The sequence below is a fragment of the Acidocella aluminiidurans genome (assembly GCF_055383125.1).
This window is the reverse complement of sequence record NZ_AP031589.1, coordinates 1,579,483-1,600,905: the sequence shown is the minus strand read 5'-3', so window position 1 is coordinate 1,600,905 and position 21,423 is coordinate 1,579,483. Positions and strand designations below refer to the sequence as shown.

Below are 21,423 nucleotides of genomic sequence, written 5' to 3'. Positions count from 1 at the left end.
CGTTACGCCCCCAGAGCGGCGCGCAATGCCGCCGCGCGCAGATCGCCGCGCTCGGCGATCACCACCAGCCGCGAGGCACGGGGCGCGCTGCCCCAGGGCTTGTCGAACTGGCTGCGCACCCGTGCGCCGACCGCCTGCACCAGCAGCCGCATCGGCTTGCCCTTGATCGCGACATGCCCCTTCATCCGCAAAATCTTCTGCGCCCGGGCCAGGTCTTCGATTTTCGCCAGCAAGGGGGCGGCGTCCTCCTGCTCGGGCAGATCGATGACGATGGTGGCGAAATCATCATGCTCATGCGCCGCCTGGCCGTCATGATGGGAGGGGCGCTGATCGACATCATCCTCCGCCTTGGCGTCCAGGCCCAGCAGGATTTTCGCATCGATGACGCCGTCGGTGATCGGGAGCATCGGCACCGGCCGGGGCAGGGTTTTCGCCACCATCGCGCGGGCGGCTTCGATTTTTTCCGGCCCGGCCAGATCGGCCTTGGAGAGCAGGATCAGATCGGCGCAGGCCATCTGGTCGCCGAACACTTCCGAGAGCGGGGTGTCGTGGGTGCGGCCATTGCGGCCTTCATCCGGCGCGAATTGCCCGGCGGCGACGGTTTCCGCATCCGCCATCGCCACCACCCCATCGACGGTGACGCGCGAGCGGATCGCCGGCCAGTCGAAGGCTTTCAACAGCGGCTTGGGCAGCGCCAGGCCGGAGGTTTCGATGAGGATATGGTCGGGCTTTTTCTCCAGCGCCAGCAGACGCTCCATGGTCGGGATGAATTCATCCGCCACGGTGCAGCAGATGCAGCCATTGGCGAGTTCCAGGATCGCCTCTTCCGGGCAGTTCTCATCCGCGCAGCCGCGCAGAATCTCGCCATCCACCCCCAGGGCGCCGAACTCATTCACCAGCACCGCCAGGCGTTTGCCGCCGGGATTGGCGAGGAGATGGCGGATCAGCGCGGTTTTGCCGGCGCCGAGAAAGCCGGTGACGATGGTGACGGGGATTTTCGCGAGATCGCTCATTTGGGGGTCTCCGGGGCGGGCAGGCGGGCGATGACGTTTTTGCGGAACAGAGAGGGCCGCTCGCGCCAGGGCACGATGCCATCCGGGGTGGCGGCGAAGGCGGCGGCGTAATCCAGGATCAACCCGGCATCGGCTTCGCTGACCGGGCCGTAGAGATAGGACCAGCGATCCGGCCCGGAGAGGGCGATGGTGGGGCCGAATTTACAGGCGGAGAGACATTCCACCGGCTTTACCGTCACCCCTTCGGGCGTGGGCAGCGCGCCGATCGCCGCCCCGATGCGCGCCCCGGCGCAGGGCGCGCCCTCGACCAAAGGCTGCCCGGCCCGGCAGGTGGTGCAGACATGCAGAATAACGCCCATGCAACCCTCAAAGCTGCGGCGGGGCGATGGCATAGGGACGCGCGCGAGCGCAAATCACCTGCCGCGGCACACCCCGTCCGCTCGTGAAACTTCCGTGCTGGCAGGTCTCCCGGCTTGCGGATAGGGGTTTGGGCAAACCCTGCGGGCCACCGCCTTCCCGGCTTGCGCCAGTGGCATCGTGGCCCTCTCCGGTCACGGTCGCGGGGGCGGCTGCGCTTCGGGGCGAACCCCTATCGCATTCCCTTTTGGCCTGACATAAGCCAGGCACCAGTACGATCCCCGGCAAGAGGCCGCATGTGAGGGACAGAGTCAAGGAGAGCAGCCATGTCCATCCCGCCAGACGATGCCACCCGCCATGCCGAGAAGATGGCGCGGATCAAGGCGGCGCGGGCGAAAATGATGGCGGGCAAGACCGGCGAGAAAGGGCTGATCATCGTCCATACCGGGCCGGGCAAGGGCAAATCCTCCTCCGGATTCGGCATGGTGCTGCGCTGCATCGCGCATGAAATGCCCTGCGCGGTGGTGCAGTTCATCAAAGGCGCCTGGGATACCGGGGAGCGGCGGCTGCTGACCACGCATTTCGCCGGTCTCTGCCAGTTTTACGCGATGGGCGAGGGCTTCACCTGGGAGACGCAGGATAAGGCGCGCGACATCGCGGCGGCACGGGCCGGATGGGAAAAGGCGAAGGCGCTGATAGTGGATGAGCGCATCCGGCTGGTGCTGCTGGATGAGATCAATATCGCGCTGCGCTACGGCTATCTGGATGCGGATGAGGTGGTGGCGTTTCTGCTGACGCAGAAGCCGGCGATGACGCATGTGGTGCTGACCGGGCGCAATGCGCCGCCAGGGCTGATCGAGGCGGCGGATCTGGTCAGCGAGATCGCGGCGGTGAAGCATCCCTTCAAGGAGGGGATCAAGGCGCAGAAAGGTGTGGAATTTTAGAGTTCCTTCCCAAATCCGCGATGCCGGCCGGCTGGCGGCGCTTTGCTGCGCGCCGGTGCTCACGTACTTAACGTACGCTCCGCTCCGGTGCTCGCAAACCACCACCATCCGGCTCGGCCTGGCGAATTTTGAAAGGAACTCATGATGGCGGCGGTGATGCTGCAGGGCACCGGCTCGAATGTCGGCAAATCCTTGCTGGTGGCGGGGCTGTGCCGGGCGGTGCGGCGGCGGGGGCTCAGCGTGGCGCCTTTCAAGCCGCAGAACATGTCCAACAACGCGGCGGTGAGCGCGGATGGCGGCGAGATCGGTCGGGCGCAGGCCTTGCAGGCGCTGGCCTGCGGGCTGGCCCCGCATACCGACATGAATCCGGTGTTGTTGAAGCCGGAATCGGAGAGCGGGTCGCAGGTGATTTTGTGCGGGCAGCGTGTGGCGACGCTGAAGGCGCGCGATTACGGGGCCTATAAGGCGACGCTGCTGCCGGCGGTGCTGGAGAGTTTCGCGCGGCTGCGGGCGGCTTATGATGTGGTGATCGTCGAAGGGGCGGGCAGTCCGGCGGAGGTCAATCTGCGCGAGGGCGACATCGCCAATATGGGCTTCGCCCAGGCGGCCGGGGTGCCGGTGGTGCTGGTGGGGGATATCGACCGGGGCGGGGTGATCGCGCAGCTGGTCGGCACCCGGGCGGTGCTGGCGCCGGACGATGCGGCGTTGGTGAAGGGGTTTATCGTCAACAAATTCCGGGGCGATCCGCGATTATTCGATTCCGGTTATGAATTCATCCGGAATCATACCGGCTGGCCGGGGTTTGGGGTGGTTCCCTGGTTTTCGAACGCTGCGATTTTGCCGGGCGAGGATGCGCAGGATCTGCGCCGGACGCGGCCGGTGGCGGCGGGGGCGGGGGCGGTGAAGATCGCCTGTCTGGCGCTGTCGCGGATTGCGAATTTCGACGATCTCGATCCGCTGCGGGCCGAGCCGGGGGTGGAGCTGGTGCTGGTGGAGCCGGGCCAGGCGATCCCTGGCGATGCGGCGCTGGTGATCATTCCGGGGAGCAAATCCACGCGCGGGGATCTGGCGTTTTTGCGCGCTCAGGGCTGGGAGATCGACCTGGCGGCGCATCGGCGGCGGGGCGGGCGGATTCTGGGGCTGTGCGGCGGCTATCAGATGCTGGGGAGGGAGATTGCCGATCCGGACGGTCTGGAGGGCGCGGCGGGGACGATGCCGGGGCTGGGGCTGTTGGAGGTTTCCACGGTGATGGATGCGCGCAAGCAGCTGGGGCTGGTGCGGGCAGAGCATGTGGGCAGCGGGCTGGCGGTGGCGGGGTATGAAATCCATCTCGGCCGCAGCGCGGGGGCGGATTGCGCGCGGCCCTTCGCAAGGATCGCCGGGCGGCCGGAGGGGGCGGTTTCAGAAGATGGGCTGGTGATGGGCAGCTATCTGCACGGGCTGTTTCAGGCGGATGCGTTCAGGGCGGCGTTTCTGCGCGGGCTGGGGGCGCAGGTGACGCTGCGCGACCATGGCGCGGCGGTGGAAGCGGCTTTGGATGGCTTGGCTGAGCATCTGGAGGCGCATCTGGACGTGCCCGGGCTGCTGGGCCTGGCTGGGACCTAAAGGCGCAAAAGTTTTTGGGGGCATGGGGGGAGTTTTTTCAAAAACTCCCCCCATGACGTTCGTAGCCTTACTGCCCGACGCTGATCTGGGCGCGGGCTTCGCCCATCGGGTATTTCGCGGTGTGCAGATTCACATAGGTCTGGCCGGCGAGCAGCGCCTTGGTGGTGGCGTCGTTCGCGGTCAGGGTGCCGTGCATGCCGGTATGGTAGGGGCCGGGGATCGGCAGCAGCACGCCGGCATTCTGGCCGGGGGCGGCGGGGCCGTGGAAATGCGCGGCTTTCACCGGGCCGCTGAGGCCGTGATAGGTGATCTTGTAGGTCAGCTTGCGGGTGACGGTGTCGAAGCTGCCGGTGACATGGCCGCTCGGCTGGCTGGTGGCGCTGCCTTCGGCGGCGAACTGGCCGGAGATGGACACGGTTTTCGCCTGGGCGAGCGGGGCGGCGGCGAGCAGCAAGGCGGCGGCGCCGGCGAGGCTGGCGCGAGAGGGCATGAACATGGGACTGGTCTCCTGGATTATAGGCGGCGGAACACCGCGAGACGCATATAAGCAGGCGATTATGTGGTTTTAACGGGTCTCCCAGAGGGTCGGCGTATTTTGTTGCCACTCCGCACGGTGCAGCAGCGGGGTGTCGTCCATGAAGGCGGGGTGGCCGAGGCAGAGATAACCGGCGAACTCCCAATGGGCGGGGACGGCGAAGAGCCGTTCGATCACCGCCGGCTCCAGGATGGAGACCGCGCCGAGGCCGAGATTTTCCGCCCGCGCCGCCAGCCAGAGCGCGAAGATCGCCATCGCGGTGGATTGCTGCAGGGTGAGTTCCATGGTGGCGCGGCCGAGGCGGTGGCCGGCCTTGGGGTCGGTCTCGGTGAACACCGCGAGCTGCACCGGGGCGTCCAGCCCGGCCAGTTTCAGCCTGCCGTAGGCCTGCGCCTGCTCGCCCTCGTAGGTGGCGGCGGCGTTGTTATTGCAGCGGGTGAATTCGGCGCGCACGGCGGCGCGCAAGGCTGCGTCTTCCACCCGGATCACCCGCCAGGGGCGGGCATTGCCGACGGAAGGGGCATGGTCCATGGCCGTGCGCAGCCGGGCCAGCACATCCTCCGGCACCGGGTCGGGGCGGAAATGCCGGACATCGCGGCGCCAGAGCATGATGCGCTCCAGAATGGCCGCGTCTTGGGTGGTGAATTCCATCAGCCGCGCAAGCCGGCTGCGAGGCGTGCCCATTCGGCGTCGTTGCCGGGCATGCCGAGGCGGATCCAGCGCGCGGAATAGGGGAAGATGCGCGACCAGATATGGGTGCGCGCCAGCTTCGCCTGGGCGGCCTGGGCGTCGGGCGTCTCATAGAGCCGGAACAGGCAGGTGCCGCCGACCACGCTCCAGCCGGCTTGCGCGGCCAGCGCGTCCATGCGGGGAATTTCGGCCAGCAGCCGGGCGGTGGTGGCCGCGGCCCAGGCTTTGTCGGCCAGGGCTGTCGCGCCCAGCTCCAAAGCCGGGCCGCAGACCGGCCAGGGGCCGGCGAGCTGGGAGAGGGTGGCGATGTCCGCCTCGCCGCCCAAGGCGAAGCCGAGCCGCATGCCGGCCAGGCCGTAGAATTTGCCGAAGGAGCGCAGTACCACCAGACCCTCGCGCCCGGCCTGCGGGGCGAGGGAATTTGCCGGGTAGGGGTCGCCGAAGCTTTCATCCACCACCAGCCGGCCGACCTTGGGCAGCAGCGCCAGCAAAGCGGCGGGCTGGTAATGGCGGCCATCCGGGTTGTTGGGATTGACCACCACGGCGAGGTCGGCGCCTTCGGTGTCCTCCGCGGTGGCGGCTTCCACCACCTGCCAGCCCAGAGCGCGCAGCGCCGCCGCGTGCTCATTATAGGTGGGGGACATGATTTTCGCGGTGCCGGGTTTGGAGAGCAGCGGCATCAGCTGGATCGCCGCCTGCGCCCCGGCCAAGGGCAGCACCGCGCCGTTGGTGTTGAAGGCCGTGCGCGCGGCGGTGATCAGCCTCGCGGTGGCGCTGGCGGTGGGCAGGGCGCTCCAGGCCGCCGGGCTGATCGCCGGGACAGGGTAGGGGACGCGGTTGATGCCGGTGGAGAGATCGATCCACTCTTCTTTGGCGCCGCCATAATGGCCCACCGCCCAGTCCAGATTGCCGCCATGGTCACGTTTCATCTCATCCTCCCTAGAGCATCAAGCTTTTAGCTTGATGCTCTAAATTTTGTTTTAGCGAGCAATTTCATGTGTTTATTTTGACGTTGGCGCGTCAACCTAAACACACATTGCTCTAGCGCAATAAGGCGGCGCTGAGCCCCAGCAGGGAAGCCGCCAAGATCAGCGCCCGCCGGTAGAGGGCGAGGGCCGCGTAAATATCGTCCGGGCCCGGATCGCGGCCATTGGCGTTGATCCAGGGTTCGTTCGCCGCCTCGTTGCCGTAAATGCGCGGGCCGGACAAGCGCAGGCCCAGCGCCCCTGCCATCGCCGCTTCCGGCCAGCCGCCATTGGGGGAGCGGTGATGGCGGGCATCGTTGCGGGTGACGATCCAGGCGGCGGCGCGGTTGGGGGCGGTGATGATGAAGAGCAAAGCGGTGAGGCGGGCGGGGAGGAGATTGGCGAGATCATCGATGCGCGCCGAGGCCCAGCCGAAGGCTTCATAGCGGGGGGTGCGGTGGCCGAGCATGGAGTCGAGCGTGTTGATCGCCTTATAGGCGGCGATGCCGGGCAGGCCGAACAAGGCGCCCCAGAATAGCGGGGCGATGATGCCGTCCGAGCTGTTTTCCGCCAGGCTCTCCAGCGCGGCGCGGGCGATGCCGCGTTCATTCAGCCGCTCCGGATCGCGCCCGACGATCATCGAGACGGCCTGGCGCGCGGCGGGCAGGTCCCCTGCGGCGAGTGGTTTGGCGACGCGGGCGACATGCTCGTGCAGCGAGCGGGCGGCGAGCAGCGGCCAGGCGAGCAGCGCGGTGAGCAGCGTGCCGGAGAGCGCCTGCAATGCGGCGCCGAAGAAGATGGCGATGGCGATGACCAGCAGCGCCGTGGCGACACCTCTCAGCCACCGGGCCGGGCCGTGATTCAGCTGTGTTTCCAGCGCCGAGATCAGCCCGCCGCACCAGGTGACCGGGTGGCCGATGGCGCGAAACACCGCATCCGGCCAGCCGATGGCGGCATCCAGCCCCAGCGCCAGCGCCATGGCGAGCGGGTGCAAGCTCATGATCCCAGGTCCAGATTGGTGCAGGCGATGGCGAAATCGCCGCCGGGCAGCGCCTCCAGCACGGTGAGGGAGAAAGGGGCGATGGAAAAGGCGAGGCCCTGCGGAATATCGCCCAACGCCAGGCCGAGCGCGGCGCGGATGATGCCGGCATGGGTGAGGATGACGCAATCCTGGGTGAGGTCCAGCAGCGCCGGGCGGGCGCGGGCGGCGAGCTCCAGGAAGGATTCGCCGCCGGGTGGGCGGTGCGCGGCAAGGGCGGCGCGGGGCAGGGGGCCGAGATCCGGCAGCTCGGCCAGGGGCTGGCCGTCCCAGGCGCCGAAATTCTGCTCTTGCAGGCGGGGTTCCAGCCGCGGGGCGCGGTTGGGGAAGAGGGCGCCAGCGGTCTGGGTGCAGCGTTGCAGCGGGCTGGAGATCAGCGCCGCGTTGGGGGCCAGGGCGGCCAGACGTGCCTGGGCGCGGGCGATGGAGTCGCGGCCGGGCAGCAGGGCGGGTGCGTCCGTGCGCCCGGCGAGCAGGGCGGGTGTGGCGCTGGGGGCGTGGCGGATCAGCAGCAGGCGCGGCATGGTCTGGCGTGTCGCAAAGCCGGGTGGGCTTTTCAAGTCTGGCATTTGGTGTTTGGGATTCCCGGCATGATCCTACTCGTCACTGGCGGGGCGCGCTCCGGCAAGAGCCTGTACGCCGAAACCCGCATTCGCGGCTGCGCCGGCAGGCCGGTTTACATCGCCACGGCGCAAGCCTTCGATGAGGAGATGGCGGCGCGGATCGCGGTGCATAAGGCCAGGCGCGGGGCAGGCTGGCTGGATGTGGAGGCGCCGCTGGAACTGGCCCAGGCGCTGCAAGCGGCCCCTGCCGGGCCGGTGCTGGTGGATTGCCTGACGCTGTGGCTCTCCAATCTGATGTTCGCCGAGCGGGATATCGAGGCGCAGACCGAGGCGCTGGGGGCGGCGCTGGCGGCGCGCGGCGGTGAGATTGTGCTGGTGACCAATGAGGTCGGGCAGGGCATCGTGCCCGAGAATGCGCTGGCGCGGCGGTTTCGCGATGCGCAGGGGCGGCTGAACCAGCGCGTGGCGCAAATGGCTGACGAGGTGCGGCTGGCAGTGTGTGGCTATACGCTGCGGGTGAAGTAAGAGACTGTTTCAAAAGCCACTCTGGCGGCCGCCAAGCGGCGATTTGCTGCGCGCCGGTGCTCGCAAATCACCACTTGACGACTCACCATAGCGACTTTTGAAACAGTCTCTGAGATTTTCCGGACTGTTTTGAAGTTGATTGGATGATGATGTCGCACGCTCTGTTTCCCGCTGCCTCCTTCGCTGAATTGCGCGCGCGTCTGGCGGCGTTGCCGCGTTATGACGAGGCCGCCGCCGCCGCTGCCCTGGCCCGGCAGAACAGCCTGACCAAGCCGCCCGGCGCGCTGGGGCGGCTGGAGGAGGTGGCGATGTTCCTGGCCGGATGGCGGGGGACGGCGCGGCCGGTGATTTCCAAGGCGCAGGCTGTGGTGTTCGCGGGAAATCACGGTGTCTGCGCGCAGGGCGTGAATCCGTATCCGCAGGAGGTCACCGTGCAGATGGTGGCGAATTTCCAGGCGGGCGGGGCGGCGATCAACCAGCTCTGCCGGGCCGCGGGGGCGGATTTGTCGGTGGTGGCGCTGGAGCTGGAGCGCCCGACCGGGGATTTCACCCAAGCGGCCGCGATGAGCGAGGCCGAGGTGCTGGCGGCGATGGCGCGGGGCGCGGCGGCGGTGGATCCGGCGGCGGATATTCTGCTGCTGGGGGAGATGGGGATCGGCAATTCCACCGTCGCGGCGGCGCTGGCGGCCTCTTGCTTCGGCGGCGTGGCGCAGGATTGGGCGGGACCGGGCACGGGCTCGGACCCTGCCGGGATGGGCCGCAAGATCGGCGCGATCGAGGCGGGCTTGGCGCGGCACAAAGGGGCCAAGGGGCTGGCGGCGCTGATGGCCTTTGGCGGGCGCGAGCAGGCGGCGATCTGCGGGGCGATTTTGCAGGCGCGGGCCTTGCGGATTCCGGTGCTGCTGGACGGGTTCATCTGCACCGCGGCGGCCGGGGTGCTGGAGGCGGAGGCCAAGGGGGCGCTGGATCATTGTCTGGCCGGGCATGTCGGCGCCGAACCAGGGCACCGGAAATTGCTCGCGGCTTTGGGCAAGGCGCCGCTGCTGGCGCTGGGGATGCGGCTGGGCGAGGGCAGCGGCGCGGCGGTGGCGCTCGGCGTGGTGCGCGCGGCGCTGGAGGCGCATAATGGCATGTCCACCTTCGCCGAGGCCGGCGTCTCCGACGCATGAGGCCGCGCGCCCGCCTGGATGAGCTGCGGCTGGCCTTCATGCTGCTGAGCCGGATCCCGATGGGAACGCTGGCGCGCGCACCTGCGCTTTCGGATTGCGTCTGGGCTTATCCGCTGGTGGGGGCGGTGGTGGGCGGGCTGGCCGGGCTGGTTTTCGCCGTCGCGGCGCGGCTGGGGCTGCCGCCGCTGGCCGGGGCGCTGCTGGCGTTGGGGGCAGGCGCGCTGCTCACCGGGGCGATGCATGAGGATGGGCTGGCGGATCTGGCCGATGGCTTTGGCGGCGGGGCGACGAAAGTGCGCAAGCTGGAGATTATGCGCGACAGCCGGATCGGCAGCTATGGCGTGCTGGCGTTGATTTTGGCGGTCGGGGTGAAAGCGGCTTGCCTGGCCGCTCTGCCGCCGGCGGGCGCCTGGCTGAGCCTCGCGGCTTTGGGGGCGTTGAGCCGCGCCGCGCTGCCGATGGTGATGCTGGCTTTGCCAAGCGCGCGGGAGAGCGGGTTGGGCCAGGCGGCCGGCGGGGCGTTGCGGCGTTGGCCGGCGCTGGCGGGCTTGGTGCTGGCCCTGCTGCTGGCGGGGCTTTGCGCGTTGCCGCATCTGGGCGCGGTGGTGCTGACGATGGCGCTGGTGAGTGCCGGAGTTTCGGTTCTGGCGCGTCGGCAAATTGGTGGCTTCACCGGGGATGTGCTGGGGGCGGTGCAAAATCTGGCGGAATTGGCCGGGTTTTGCGCGCTGGTGGGGCGGTTTTAAGCCTCTTTTAGCTATGCAAAAAACGCATAACTATTTTGTTGCGATGCAAAATTCGGCGTTTTGAAAGGTTAAACCGCCGCAATCCCAGGGAGAGCCTGGATTTCGCCGCTAATGACGGGACGATGACGCTGCGTTGACAGTTGCTGTCGGTCGGCGTTAGAAGCCGCTCCACCGACGGGCGCTTCGGACTTGATCTGAGGCGCTTGGGCGGGTAGATTGGATGGCCTTGCTACGAACCTTTTGGTTTGTGGGTTGAGATTTTCCGGTTTAGCTCTTTGACAATTGCATAGGCTGGGAAGGGATACGCTGGTGGCGTTTCCGGGGATTGGTTTTACTGATCTCTGCTGGGTGGTTTGACTATCCAGGTGATGATATGAGGGTCGGGTTAAGTTCTGTTTTTACCTCTGTCGTTTGGAAGCGTTGTCTTGTGTATTTCTTTTGAAATTACGTACAGAAACGCTTCGAATATTCTTGGTTGAAAGACTGAGGAACGACATGTTTGAGCAGGGCTTTCTTCATTTATATTTAGTGCCGGTTAGGCGCTGGGTAGGATGAACTTGAGAGTTTGATCCTGGCTCAGAGCGAACGCTGGCGGCATGCTTAACACATGCAAGTCGCGCGGTCAGCAATGGCAGCGGCGGACGGGTGAGTAACACGTAGGAATCTATCCTGGGGTGGGGGACAACAGCGGGAAACTGCTGCTAATACCGCATGATACCTGAGGGTCAAAGGCGCAAGTCGCCTTGGGAGGAGCCTGCGTCTGATTAGCTTGTTGGTGGGGTAAAGGCCTACCAAGGCGACGATCAGTAGCTGGTCTGAGAGGATGATCAGCCACATTGGGACTGAGACACGGCCCAAACTCCTACGGGAGGCAGCAGTGGGGAATATTGGACAATGGGGGAAACCCTGATCCAGCAATGCCGCGTGTGTGAAGAAGGTCTTCGGATTGTAAAGCACTTTTGGCAGGGACGATGATGACGGTACCTGCAGAATAAGCCCCGGCTAACTTCGTGCCAGCAGCCGCGGTAATACGAAGGGGGCTAGCGTTGCTCGGAATGACTGGGCGTAAAGGGCGCGTAGGCGGCATGTACAGTCAGAAGTGAAATTCCTGGGCTCAACCTGGGGACTGCTTTTGATACGTGCGAGCTAGAGTGAGGAAGAGGGTTGTGGAATTTCCAGTGTAGAGGTGAAATTCGTAGATATTGGAAAGAACACCGGTGGCGAAGGCGGCAACCTGGTCCTTAACTGACGCTGAGGCGCGAAAGCGTGGGGAGCAAACAGGATTAGATACCCTGGTAGTCCACGCTGTAAACGATGTGTGCTGGATGTTGGGGAACTTAGTTTCTCAGTGTCGTAGCTAACGCGATAAGCACACCGCCTGGGGAGTACGGCCGCAAGGTTGAAACTCAAAGGAATTGACGGGGGCCCGCACAAGCGGTGGAGCATGTGGTTTAATTCGAAGCAACGCGCAGAACCTTACCAGGATTTGACATGGGGAGGACCGGTACAGAGATGTACTTTTCCCGCAAGGGACCTTCCGCACAGGTGCTGCATGGCTGTCGTCAGCTCGTGTCGTGAGATGTTGGGTTAAGTCCCGCAACGAGCGCAACCCTCGCCTTTAGTTGCCATCATTTAGTTGGGCACTCTAGAGGAACTGCCGGTGACAAGCCGGAGGAAGGTGGGGATGACGTCAAGTCCTCATGGCCCTTATGTCCTGGGCTACACACGTGCTACAATGGTGGTGACAGTGGGAAGCTAGGTAGTGATACCGTGCTGATCTCTAAAAGCCATCTCAGTTCAGATTGTACTCTGCAACTCGAGTACATGAAGGTGGAATCGCTAGTAATCGTGGATCAGCATGCCACGGTGAATACGTTCCCGGGCCTTGTACACACCGCCCGTCACACCATGGGATTTGGTTTGACCTTAAGTAGGTGCGCTAACCGCAAGGAGGTAGCCTACCACGGTCGGGTCAGAGACTGGGGTGAAGTCGTAACAAGGTAGCCGTAGGGGAACCTGCGGCTGGATCACCTCCTTTCAAGGATATGATCCTGAGCATTGGCTGGCTTTTGCTGGCTGATTTGGGATTTTCCTGAAAAAAAGACCTAGATCGGATGATTTAGGCAACACATCCTGTCCGGATGTTGTCATGAAGCGCCATCAACGTATCCCTTTCCTGTAACAGCGGCGGTGTCGGTTTTTGTCGATACCAACCGATGCGGACTTTAGATCTCGGGCTAGTAGCTCAGTTGGTTAGAGCACACGCTTGATAAGCGTGGGGTCGGAGGTTCAAGTCCTCCCTGGCCCACCATGATTGGTGGTGGTGTTTGAAAGAACGCCATGCCTGCCGATGACGGAGCGGCTTGCTGCGAAGTCTGGATCGGCCAGGCCAGATACCATGCTGGGGATGTAGCTCAATTGGTAGAGCACCTGCTTTGCAAGCAGGGGGTCGTCGGTTCGATTCCGTCCATCTCCACCAGATTTGGTTGGTTGTGGTGAGCAGGGCTTGGCGGCCTTGCGCGGATGTCTGTTACAGGTAAGCACGAGTTTCGAGCTGATTTACCTTGTTCCTGAAAAGGTCAAGGCGAAGAGGCTTGGATGTTTGTTCCCAGCTGCAATGTCGGGAACGAATTTGTTCTTTGTCATGGTGAATAGGTTTTGGTGCATCTGGATGCGCGCATTGATTTTTGGGGTTTCGGCCTTGAGGATCGGTCCGGGCTTCTTGTGTTGGGTTGTCTGACCCGTGGAGAGCGTAAGCTTGAAGCGAGACACAAGATGGTTCGAGTGTTCAGTGCATGTGTGATCTCATCTGCCTAACAGTCAAACGCTGTTGGAAGTTGGGTTTGCCTGGTGAAGTTGTTTTGACGATTGCTGTACCTAGCGGCGATGTTGAGATGATGGAGGGTGAGCCGGAACGCCGATGGATGGTTCCTGTTTATGGTGGGTAGCGCGTTATTGTGTGTTCAATGCGATAGCGTGTGGTGAGAACGAATTGAACGACAAAAGGGCATTCGGTGGATGCCTTGGCACCAGGAGGCGATGAAGGACGTGGCACGCTGCGTAAAGCTTTGGGGAACCGCGAGCAGGTTTTGATCCAAAGATATCCGAATGGGGAAACCCCTCCGCAAGGAGATCTCTATCTGAATTCATAGGGTAGAGAGGCAAACCCGGGGAACTGAAACATCTCAGTACCTGGAGGAAAAGACATCAATTGAGATTCCGCTAGTAGTGGCGAGCGAACGCGGAGCAGGCCAGTGCCTCAAATGACGTTAGCAGAACGGTCTGGAAAGTCCGGCAATATGGGTGATAGCCCCGTATGCGAAGGCAACATTTGAGGACTTGAGTAAGGCGGGGCACGTGAAACCCTGTCTGAACATGGGGGGACCATCCTCCAAGCCTAAATACTCCCTGGTGACCGATAGTGGACAAGTACCGTGAGGGAAAGGTGAAAAGCACCCCGACAAGGGGAGTGAAAGAGACCTGAAACCGGATGCCTACAAGCAGTCGGAGCACCTTTTGGTGTGACGGCGTACCTTTTGTATAATGGGTCAGCGAGTTTCTGTTCGCGGCAAGCTTAAGTCGTTAGACGTAGGCGCAGCGAAAGCGAGTCTGAATAGGGCATTCAGTCGCGGGCAGAAGACCCGAAACCAAGTGATCTAGCCATGGCCAGGCTGAAGGTGGGGTAACACCCACTGGAGGGCCGAACCCACGCCTGTTGAAAAAGTCGGGGATGAGCTGTGGCTAGGGGTGAAAGGCCAATCAAACTTGGAGATAGCTGGTTCTCCGCGAAATCTATTGAGGTAGATCGTCGTATGTATGCCCTGGGGGGTAGAGCACTGGATGGGCTAGGGGGTCCCAAAGACTTACCAAACCTAACCAAACTCCGAATACCCAGGAGACTTGTACGGCAGACAGACGGTGGGTGCTAAGGTCCATCGTCGAGAGGGAAACAGCCCAGACCACCAGCTAAGGTCCCCAAATTATGGCTAAGTGGGAAAGGATGTGGGAATTCCAAAACAACCAGGAGGTTGGCTTAGAAGCAGCCATCCTTTAAAGAAAGCGTAATAGCTCACTGGTCTAATAGAAATCCTGCGCCGAAAATGTAACGGGGCTCAAGCCATATACCGAAGCTGTGGGCTTGGCATTAGCCAAGCGGTAGCGGAGCGTTCTGTAGGCCTGCGAAGGGATACGGGTGACCGGTCCTGGAGGTATCAGAAGTGCGAATGCTGACATGAGTAGCGACAAACAGAGTGAGAAACTCTGTCGCCGTAAGTCCAAGGGTTCCTGCGCAAGGTTAATCCGCGCAGGGTGAGCCGGCTCCTAAGGCGAGGGCGAAAGCCGTAGTCGATGGGAAACAGGTGAATATTCCTGTGCCTGCTAGAAGTGACGAATGCGAGATGTTGTCAGGTCTTATTGGATTGATCTGGCTTTTTAAGCATTCCAGGAAATAGCTCTAGCATATAGACCGTACCCTAAACCGACACAGGTGGACTGGTAGAGTATACCAAGGCGCTTGAGAGAACTATGCTGAAGGAACTAGGCAAATTACTCGCGTAACTTCGGGATAAGCGAGACCCAATTGTGGGCAACCATGATTGGGTGGCACAAAAGAGGGGGTAGCGACTGTTTAGTAAAAACACAGGGCTGTGCGAAGTCGAGAGACGACGTATACGGTCTGACGCCTGCCCGGTGCCGGAAGGTTAAGAGGAGGTGTGCAAGCACTGAATTGAAGCCCCGGTAAACGGCGGCCGTAACTATAACGGTCCTAAGGTAGCGAAATTCCTTGTCGGGTAAGTTCCGACCTGCACGAATGGCGTAACGACTTCCCCACTGTCTCCAGCGTAGGCTCAGCGAAATTGAATTCCCCGTGAAGATGCGGGGTACCCGCGGTCAGACGGAAAGACCCTATGAACCTTTACTGCAACTTTGCAGTGGTATTAGGAGAGTGCTGTGTAGGATAGGCGGGAGGCATTGAACCCGGGGCGCTAGCTCTGGTGGAGCCAACCTTGAAATACCGCCCTGAACTCTTCTGATATCTAACCGAATCCCGTTATCCGGGATCGGGACCCTGCATGGTGGGCAGTTTGACTGGGGCGGTCGCCTCCCAAAAAGTAACGGAGGCGCGCGATGGTGGGCTCAAGCCGGTCGGACATCGGCTGTTGAGTGCAATGGCATAAGCCCGCCTGACTGCGAGAGTGACAGCTCGAGCAGAGACGAAAGTCGGCCATAGTGATCCGGTGGTTCCGCATGGAAGGGCCATCGCTCAACGGATAAAAGGTACTCTAGGGATAACAGGCTGATCTCCCCCAAGAGTCCACATCGACGGGGAGGTTTGGCACCTCGATGTCGGCTCATCACATCCTGGGGCTGGAGCAGGTCCCAAGGGTTCGGCTGTTCGCCGATTAAAGTGGTACGTGAGCTGGGTTTAGAACGTCGTGAGACAGTTCGGTCCCTATCTGCCGTGGGTGTTGGAGGCTTGAGAGGATCTGTCCCTAGTACGAGAGGACCGGGATGGACGTACCTCTGGTGTACCGGTTGTCGCGCCAGCGGCACAGCCGGGTAGCTAAGTACGGAAAAGATAACCGCTGAAAGCATCTAAGCGGGAAACTTACCTCAAAACTAGGCCTCCCTGAGGGTCGTGGTAGACCACCACGTTAATAGGCCGGGTGTGGAAGCGCAGTAATGTGCGAAGCTAACCGGTACTAATCACCCGATAGAGTTCAACATCGTCTCACCAACCCCATAAGCAGCAATCATCCATCCGGACGAAAAGCTGATTTGGACAAAAGCAAACGAGATCACACAAAGCTGCTGATGACAAAGCGTTAGCGAAGTCTGAAGCAGCCAGCTCAAAAAAGCACCAAAACCTCAACCACGACAGCTTAAATTGATAGGCTGGACGACCTGGTGGCTTTGGCGGGGAGCCTACACCCGATCCCATCCCGAACTCGGACGTGAAAATCCCCAGCGCCAATGGTACTGTGTCTTAAGGCACGGGAGAGTAGGTCGCCGCCAGGTCTTCCAGCCTATCAATACCAAATAACAAAAACCGCCCAAGGGACACCAAGGGCGGTTTTTTACTCGGTGACGCGGGGTGGAGCAGCCCGGTAGCTCGTCAGGCTCATAACCTGAAGGTCCCTGGTTCAAATCCAGGTCCCGCAACCAAATCCTACAATCAAATCAATGCTCAATGGCCCCTCTCATGGGGCCGTTTGCGTATCTAAGCCCTAGGGCAGTCTTAGGGTAATTTAACTCGAAATCCCAAACCTGATGGCCTATGGTCGTGGTCTGCCAATGATCCTCAACCGGAGCGCGTTATGCGCAAGGGGGTGTCATGCCGACCGTCGAGCTGTTGGGTGGAAAGGTTCAGATTTATCAGCGCGGCAATAGCCGCTTCTGGCAGGCGCGGGCGTCTGTCGGCGGTAAGCAGCGGCAATTCAGTACCAAGCAGGAGGGCCAGGAGCTGGCCGCCAAGGCGGCGGAGAGCTGGTACTTCAAACTGCACGGCCAGGCCGAAGCGGGCGTATTGAATGACCGTCCGACCTTCAGGAAGGCGGCGGAGCAGTTCCTGAAGGAATATGGCGTGATTACCGAGGGCGAGCGGTCCGATAAATGGACTGAGAGCCATGGCATCCGGTTGCGGGTGCATCTGCTGCCGTTCTTTGGGGCCTTGCCGTTGGACAAGGTGACTCCTGGTAAGGTGCAGGAATATCGCGTGCACCGGATGACGAGCTATGCCGCGCCCAACCCTCACTCCAAAAGTCAGCATAAGCCCAAGGCCAAGCCGCCGGCCCGCAGCACGCTGCACGATGAGGTGGTGACGCTGCGCATGGTCCTGAAAACCGCCATCCGGCATGGCTGGCTGGAGCATCTGCCGGATCTGACGCCGCCTTACCGGAGCCAGGGCAAGATCACCCACCGGCCCTGGTTCAGCCCGGAGGAGTATAAGCAGCTTTACGAGGCGGCGCGGGCTTATGCGAAGGAACCGTTCCGCTCACACCTCAAGTGGAATGCTGAGCAGGTTTATGACTTCGTGCTGTTCATGGCCAATACCGGGTTGCGGCCAGATGAGGCGTTTAATCTGCAGCATCGGGATGTGACGATTGCTGAGGGCGACGGCAAACAGGAGCTTCTGGAGATTGAGGTTCGCGGTAAGCGCGGTGTCGGGCATTGCAAGAGCATGCCGGGAGCAGTGCGGGTTTACCAGCGGCTGCTGGCGCGGCCTAAGCCGGCGTTGGGCGAATCACGGCGGGAGCGGCAGTTGCGGCGTAGGATTGGCGGGGAAGCGCCCGCTCCTCCCGCACCTGAATATCCGAAGCCGACCGACCTCGTCTTCCCGGGCAATCACATCAAGCTGTTCAATAATCTGCTGGCGCGCACCGGATTGAAGTTGGACCGGGATGGCAAGGCCCGGACCGCCTATAGTTTGCGCCATACCTATATCTGCATGCGGCTGATGGAGGGCGCTGATATTTATCAGGTTGCCAAAAACTGCCGCACCTCGGTCGAGATGATCGAGAAGCATTATGCGATTCATCTGAAGAACACGCTCGATGCCACCGCCATCAATGTCATGCGCAAGCGGGCCGGGAAAACCAAGACAAAAGCTGGTGCGGGTAAGGGCGCAAGGAAGGCGGGAGAGGGCAGTGCGGAACTGGATGGGGATGGGGCGGATTAGCGAACGGAACTGACGGAAAGCCGGGCGACGGCCCGGCCAGATAGCGATCCGCTCGGCGGATCGCCAAAAAGCGCACCCCTTGCGGGGGCGCAATCAGGGGCTTGGCCCCGCTTGAATGTGGCCGACTACTCATCAGCTTCTCAAAACGCTAAGGCCAGCGGCAACTCCTCGGCGCAAGAGGTAGAACATGCTCTATCCAAATGTGTTTAGCCCCAGCCTCGCCGCCGCCGCCCCGAGCATGGTGAATAGCACAACGCTGCCCATCTGCCAGACCAGCACCATCATCATCGTGTCAGCCGCATGGAACAGCGGGAGAACGAGTTCGGCGGCGGCCGCCGCCGCCATGGTGCCGCACAAGCAGGCATGAGCGGGCCGGAATTTGGCGCTACGGCGCAGCAGCCACACCATAGCCGCGGCGGGGACCAGCGCGGTCATGGCGATGGCGGGCACGCACAGCCAGTCAGCATGCAACACAAGCGCGGCGCCGTTTGTTTGCACCGAGAGCACGAAACACTGCCGCCCCAACTCAGCCAGCCATACGACAAACGCCGCCACCGGCATGAAGAGTTTCCACGCTGGTTGGTCCGGGCGACCGGCGCAGAAGGCGGCGTAGGCGGAAATCACGGTCGTGGCCGCGGCGAGCCCTTCGGTTAGCATGAATCGCGGTTGCATCAGCAGATCGACAATGCCCGGACGCAGCCCCATCATCAGCGTGACGGCCGCCAAAACCGGCAGGGTGACCAACAGCCAACGCGCCATTAGCGCGCCTGGTGAAGGCAACCTGCGAACCGGCGCCACGTCCCGCGCCAACTGCGCGATTAAATCCTCACTCTTCATCTGCGCCCCCTCTTAGGGCCTGTTTCAGCCGCTGCACGGCTCGAAACGATGCCACTTTCAACGCCGCCACGCTCATCCCGGTTTCGGTCGTGGCCTCCTTCAGTGAAAGCTGGCGGATTTTAAGTAAGCCAAGTACCTGCCGATCACGCTCGCCCAAGCTGGCCAGGGCTTTTTGCAGCCCCGCCTGCTCGGCGTCATGCTCTTGTGTCCCATGTGTCATCAATGCGCTGGTATCTGCGGGCATGTCTTCAAGCGCCGTCTCGCGGCCGGTGTGGCGATGGCGGCGGCGGCGAATTTCCGCGCCACGCAGCTTGAGAATGCCGAACAGAAAAGGCTGCACAGGGCGCGCCGGATCATAGAGGTGGCGGCTCTGGTGCAGAGCTAGAAGTGTTTCCTGCACCATGTCTTCAATGTCGGCGGTGCTGGAGTCCGGCCAGCGCGCCCGTGCCCGGCGGCGCAGCCAGGGCAGTGCTCCGGTCAAAAGGGCGGTATAGGCGCGTTGATCCCCGGCTTGCGCCGCCGCCATCCAGATCCGCCAATTGGGGTCTTCCTCTGCCATCCGCCCTCTCGTCACGGGCAACGCTACCGGGTAAGCCGCCAGATGCCAATCGATGAGGGCTTTATTCATCGGTCAGTGCCAATGTGGCGCGCAGCCGTGCCAGCGTGACCGGCAGATTGATCCGCGCCGTGCTGAGGATCTCGAGCCGCTCATCCTGCAAAGGATTGGCTGGCGCAATGGTAGCGGCATAGCGCGCCAGACGCGCATCGCGGCGGCGCAGAAGTGCCGCGATCTCACGGCGGTACAGCATGAATAAGGCGCCGAGCGCCCGGTTCACGGGTTTGGGACCAGGGGCGGCGGACCAGTTCATGCGAGGCAATTGTTCGATCAAAGTTTCAGCCGGCGTGAAAACGTCCGCCGTGACCCAGAGATTGGTGGTGAACATGCGGGCTGGACGGCCGGTCTGGTCCAGCCCGATGGCGGCGACATGGGTCAATTTATTCTCAGCATCGCGTAGGAAGCAATGAATATGCCCGCTTTCCACCTTCCCGCGATGGGCGTGGAAATAATAATGCGCATTCGTTTCCGGGTCGCGCACATCGTCGGGCGGGTAATGCTCAAGTGCGAGGAAGTCCGCGCCGTCTAGCAGGGTAGTGACGATGTTGCGCCCCGCATTTTCCATCTCAGCCAGAGCTGAGACCAGTTCGACAGCGGCTTGCGCGTGCTCCTTCAAGGTCTCCATCAGAACCTCGCCGTGATGGAGGTGAGCCAGACGGGGGAGGCGTTGGTGAGCAGCGTCTCGAGCGGATGATCAAGCCCTGTGAGCATCAGCAATGACACCGCCACCAGCCCGCCACCGAGCAGAGCTTTTCCGGTTTTGCCAGCCTCCATCATGCCGCCACGCAGGCGCTGCAGCGTGGCGCGGGAGAGGATGCCCAGCCCCAGCAGCGGCAGGGCCGTGCCAATGCCAAAGGCCAGCATTACGGCCAGCACCTGCGTGAAATCCCTTCCCTGAGCGGCGAGCAGGGTCGCGGCGCCCAGGGTTGGCCCGGCACAGGGCGTCCAGATGCTGCCGAGCAACAGCCCGATGCCGAATTGCCCGCGCCAGCCTGTGCCCGTCCGGCCGCCAAACCGGCTATTCATCCAGTTGCCGAACGGTCCGGCCGCCGTTGCGAGCCATGTTTGCGCGCGGGGAATGAGCAGCAACAGGCCGAGCGCCAGAAGCAGCACCGCCGCCAGAAGCCGGAAGGTGCTGAGATCCAGCCCCAGCGAGAAGCCCAGTGTCGCGGCAAACAGCCCTAATGCGGTAAAAGCCAGAGCCACGCCGCCCGCCAATGCCAGGGGGCCAGCTTTGTGCGCCGAAGCTGCCGCGCCCAACACCAACGGCAGTACGGGGACAACGCAAGGCGAGAGCGTGGACAGCAACCCTGCCAGCAATGCGAAACTTGCGGCGGCGAACATGGCTCAGCCCTTCACAGCATAATTCAGCAGCCTCTCGATATCCGCCTTGGAGGTGATACCGGTCACGCGCGCGGCTTCCGTGCCGTCGTGGTAGGCAATCAGCGTGCTCTGCATCTGCACATGGAGTTGCCGAACCACGGGCTTCTGCGCGTCAAAATCCACATCCAGGATTTCCACCTTCGCATAGCGCGGGTCGGTTTCCAGGCTCTTCAAAACCTCCTGCTGAGCCTTGCATGTTGGACACCAGCTCGCCTCAACATGTACCACCAACGGCGTGCCGTTCTGCAGCGCCGCGTTGTAAGCAGCCTGGGTATAGGGCTTGATGGTGGCGGCGCGGGCGGCCGGCGCTACGAGTAGGGCAATGCCACAAAAGGCGCTAAGCAAAGCCTGGCTGGTCATGGTTTTTCTCCGGGTAAAAGATAAGGACGCGGGATGTCGCCCCGCGTCCGGGAGGCATTAATTGGCTTTGCACTTACCCGCGCAGGCGCCGGTCTTGCCCGCGCAAGCGCCCGTTTTACCCGCACACGCGCCGGTTTTGCCCGCACAGCTCGCTGTGCTTTGTCCAGCGCAAGCCGCGCGGGCGAGCATCGGTGTGGTGGCGGCGACAAGCCCGCCGAGTGAAACAGCGGCACCCAAGGTGAGCATGGAGGCTTTGAACTTCATTGCGGATATCCTTTTTCAGTGGGGCGGCGCCGGACCATCCGAATGCCGCTATGAAGCTGTTCGTGTTCAGGCGCGGCAAGGTTACAGGGTGACTTGAATATTTTTTCATCGCCTCCGAATTTGCTCTCATGAAA

Annotated in this window: 19 protein-coding genes, 3 tRNA genes, 3 rRNA genes and 1 riboswitch; of the genes, 12 read left to right on the top strand and 13 right to left on the bottom strand. The window is 62.6% G+C overall.

Annotation, left to right across the window (positions count from 1 at the left end):
* Positions 1 to 2: 2 nt before the first annotated feature.
* Together cobW and ACZ46S_RS08125 are read right to left on the bottom strand one after the other, a co-directional pair.
* Entirely contained in the window at positions 3 to 1,013 is a 1,011-nt protein-coding gene (gene cobW, locus ACZ46S_RS08130; protein ID WP_464064079.1) for a cobalamin biosynthesis protein CobW, read from the bottom strand.
* Positions 1,010 to 1,372: a DUF1636 family protein gene (locus tag ACZ46S_RS08125; protein ID WP_464064078.1), complete on the bottom strand. Its 363-nt coding sequence runs from the start codon at positions 1,370 to 1,372 to the stop codon at positions 1,010 to 1,012. The genes cobW and ACZ46S_RS08125 overlap by 4 nt, the downstream gene beginning before the upstream one ends.
* 82 nt (positions 1,373 to 1,454) lie before the next feature.
* Positions 1,455 to 1,659: riboswitch (cobalamin riboswitch) on the bottom strand.
* A gap of 37 nt (positions 1,660 to 1,696) precedes the next feature.
* On the opposite strand from ACZ46S_RS08125, the gene cobO reads away from it, so the two are divergent.
* Both cobO and ACZ46S_RS08115 read left to right on the top strand, forming a co-directional pair.
* The gene (cobO, locus tag ACZ46S_RS08120) at positions 1,697 to 2,314 is read left to right on the top strand and encodes a cob(I)yrinic acid a,c-diamide adenosyltransferase (protein ID WP_464064077.1); all 618 of its coding nucleotides are present in this window, start codon (positions 1,697 to 1,699) and stop codon (positions 2,312 to 2,314) included.
* 144 nt (positions 2,315 to 2,458) lie between these two features.
* Positions 2,459 to 3,919, top strand: a complete 1,461-nt coding sequence (locus ACZ46S_RS08115) for a cobyric acid synthase (protein WP_464064076.1) — start codon at positions 2,459 to 2,461, stop codon at positions 3,917 to 3,919.
* Between the two features lie 67 nt (positions 3,920 to 3,986).
* On the opposite strand, the gene ACZ46S_RS08110 is transcribed toward ACZ46S_RS08115, so the two are convergent.
* The 5 genes from ACZ46S_RS08110 to ACZ46S_RS08090 all read right to left on the bottom strand — a co-directional run bounded on the left by ACZ46S_RS08110 (position 3,987) and on the right by ACZ46S_RS08090 (position 7,708).
* A complete protein-coding gene (locus ACZ46S_RS08110; RefSeq protein WP_464064075.1) occupies positions 3,987 to 4,415 on the bottom strand; it encodes a CHRD domain-containing protein in 429 nt (142 codons plus the stop codon).
* Between the two features lie 69 nt (positions 4,416 to 4,484).
* Positions 4,485 to 5,105 (bottom strand): 5,6-dimethylbenzimidazole synthase, encoded by a 621-nt coding sequence (gene bluB / locus ACZ46S_RS08105; RefSeq protein WP_464064074.1) that lies wholly within the window; start codon positions 5,103 to 5,105, stop codon positions 4,485 to 4,487.
* Complete coding sequence (cobD, locus tag ACZ46S_RS08100) at positions 5,105 to 6,073, bottom strand: threonine-phosphate decarboxylase CobD (RefSeq protein ID WP_464064073.1); 969 nt, start codon at positions 6,071 to 6,073, stop codon at positions 5,105 to 5,107. Before cobD ends, bluB begins: the two co-directional genes overlap by 1 nt.
* A gap of 112 nt (positions 6,074 to 6,185) precedes the next feature.
* Positions 6,186 to 7,109, bottom strand: a complete 924-nt coding sequence (cbiB, locus tag ACZ46S_RS08095) for an adenosylcobinamide-phosphate synthase CbiB (protein WP_464064072.1) — start codon at positions 7,107 to 7,109, stop codon at positions 6,186 to 6,188.
* On the bottom strand, positions 7,106 to 7,708 hold the full coding sequence (locus ACZ46S_RS08090) for a histidine phosphatase family protein (RefSeq protein WP_464064071.1): 603 nt from the start codon (positions 7,706 to 7,708) through the stop codon (positions 7,106 to 7,108). The genes cbiB and ACZ46S_RS08090 overlap by 4 nt, the downstream gene beginning before the upstream one ends.
* A 30-nt stretch (positions 7,709 to 7,738) precedes the next feature.
* On the opposite strand from ACZ46S_RS08090, the gene cobU reads away from it, so the two are divergent.
* The 10 genes from cobU to ACZ46S_RS08040 all read left to right on the top strand — a co-directional run bounded on the left by cobU (position 7,739) and on the right by ACZ46S_RS08040 (position 17,829).
* Positions 7,739 to 8,236, top strand: coding sequence for a bifunctional adenosylcobinamide kinase/adenosylcobinamide-phosphate guanylyltransferase (cobU, locus tag ACZ46S_RS08085; protein ID WP_464064070.1), 498 nt, complete (start codon positions 7,739 to 7,741; stop codon positions 8,234 to 8,236).
* Between the two features lie 146 nt (positions 8,237 to 8,382).
* On the top strand, positions 8,383 to 9,405 hold the full coding sequence (cobT, locus tag ACZ46S_RS08080; RefSeq protein ID WP_464064273.1) for a nicotinate-nucleotide--dimethylbenzimidazole phosphoribosyltransferase: 1,023 nt from the start codon (positions 8,383 to 8,385) through the stop codon (positions 9,403 to 9,405).
* Positions 9,402 to 10,151 (top strand): adenosylcobinamide-GDP ribazoletransferase, encoded by a 750-nt coding sequence (locus tag ACZ46S_RS08075; RefSeq protein WP_464064069.1) that lies wholly within the window; start codon positions 9,402 to 9,404, stop codon positions 10,149 to 10,151. The genes cobT and ACZ46S_RS08075 overlap by 4 nt, the downstream gene beginning before the upstream one ends.
* Positions 10,152 to 10,704: 553 nt before the next feature.
* Positions 10,705 to 12,189, top strand: a 16S ribosomal RNA gene (locus ACZ46S_RS08070).
* 196 nt (positions 12,190 to 12,385) lie between these two features.
* Positions 12,386 to 12,462, top strand: a tRNA-Ile gene (locus tag ACZ46S_RS08065).
* Between the two features lie 92 nt (positions 12,463 to 12,554).
* A tRNA-Ala gene (locus ACZ46S_RS08060) sits at positions 12,555 to 12,630 on the top strand.
* 512 nt (positions 12,631 to 13,142) lie between these two features.
* A 23S ribosomal RNA gene (locus tag ACZ46S_RS08055) occupies positions 13,143 to 15,878 on the top strand.
* A gap of 176 nt (positions 15,879 to 16,054) precedes the next feature.
* Positions 16,055 to 16,169 (top strand): 5S ribosomal RNA (gene rrf / locus ACZ46S_RS08050).
* Together the 16S, 23S and 5S rRNA genes with 3 tRNA genes alongside form the textbook arrangement of a ribosomal RNA operon.
* A gap of 70 nt (positions 16,170 to 16,239) precedes the next feature.
* Positions 16,240 to 16,316: transfer RNA gene (locus ACZ46S_RS08045), tRNA-Met, on the top strand.
* A gap of 169 nt (positions 16,317 to 16,485) precedes the next feature.
* The gene (locus ACZ46S_RS08040; RefSeq protein WP_464064068.1) at positions 16,486 to 17,829 is read left to right on the top strand and encodes a tyrosine-type recombinase/integrase; all 1,344 of its coding nucleotides are present in this window, start codon (positions 16,486 to 16,488) and stop codon (positions 17,827 to 17,829) included.
* Between the two features lie 192 nt (positions 17,830 to 18,021).
* Here the strand turns inward: ACZ46S_RS08040 and ACZ46S_RS08035 are convergent, their stop codons facing one another.
* The 6 genes from ACZ46S_RS08035 to ACZ46S_RS08010 are packed head-to-tail and all read right to left on the bottom strand — an operon-like array spanning position 18,022 to position 21,289.
* Positions 18,022 to 18,666, bottom strand: coding sequence for an NrsF family protein (locus ACZ46S_RS08035; protein ID WP_464064067.1), 645 nt, complete (start codon positions 18,664 to 18,666; stop codon positions 18,022 to 18,024).
* On the bottom strand, positions 18,656 to 19,294 hold the full coding sequence (locus ACZ46S_RS08030; protein WP_464064066.1) for an RNA polymerase sigma factor: 639 nt from the start codon (positions 19,292 to 19,294) through the stop codon (positions 18,656 to 18,658). The genes ACZ46S_RS08035 and ACZ46S_RS08030 overlap by 11 nt, the downstream gene beginning before the upstream one ends.
* Positions 19,287 to 19,907: a DUF6969 family protein gene (locus ACZ46S_RS08025; protein ID WP_464064065.1), complete on the bottom strand. Its 621-nt coding sequence runs from the start codon at positions 19,905 to 19,907 to the stop codon at positions 19,287 to 19,289. Before ACZ46S_RS08025 ends, ACZ46S_RS08030 begins: the two co-directional genes overlap by 8 nt.
* Entirely contained in the window at positions 19,907 to 20,626 is a 720-nt protein-coding gene (locus ACZ46S_RS08020; RefSeq protein ID WP_464064064.1) for a cytochrome c biogenesis CcdA family protein, read from the bottom strand. The genes ACZ46S_RS08025 and ACZ46S_RS08020 overlap by 1 nt, the downstream gene beginning before the upstream one ends.
* 3 nt (positions 20,627 to 20,629) lie before the next feature.
* Positions 20,630 to 21,025, bottom strand: a complete 396-nt coding sequence (locus ACZ46S_RS08015) for a thioredoxin family protein (protein WP_464064063.1) — start codon at positions 21,023 to 21,025, stop codon at positions 20,630 to 20,632.
* A 57-nt stretch (positions 21,026 to 21,082) separates the two neighbouring features.
* Positions 21,083 to 21,289 carry a hypothetical protein gene (locus ACZ46S_RS08010; RefSeq protein WP_464064062.1) on the bottom strand — a complete coding sequence of 69 codons (207 nt, stop codon included), beginning with the start codon at positions 21,287 to 21,289 and terminating at the stop codon, positions 21,083 to 21,085.
* Positions 21,290 to 21,423 lie beyond the last annotated feature (134 nt).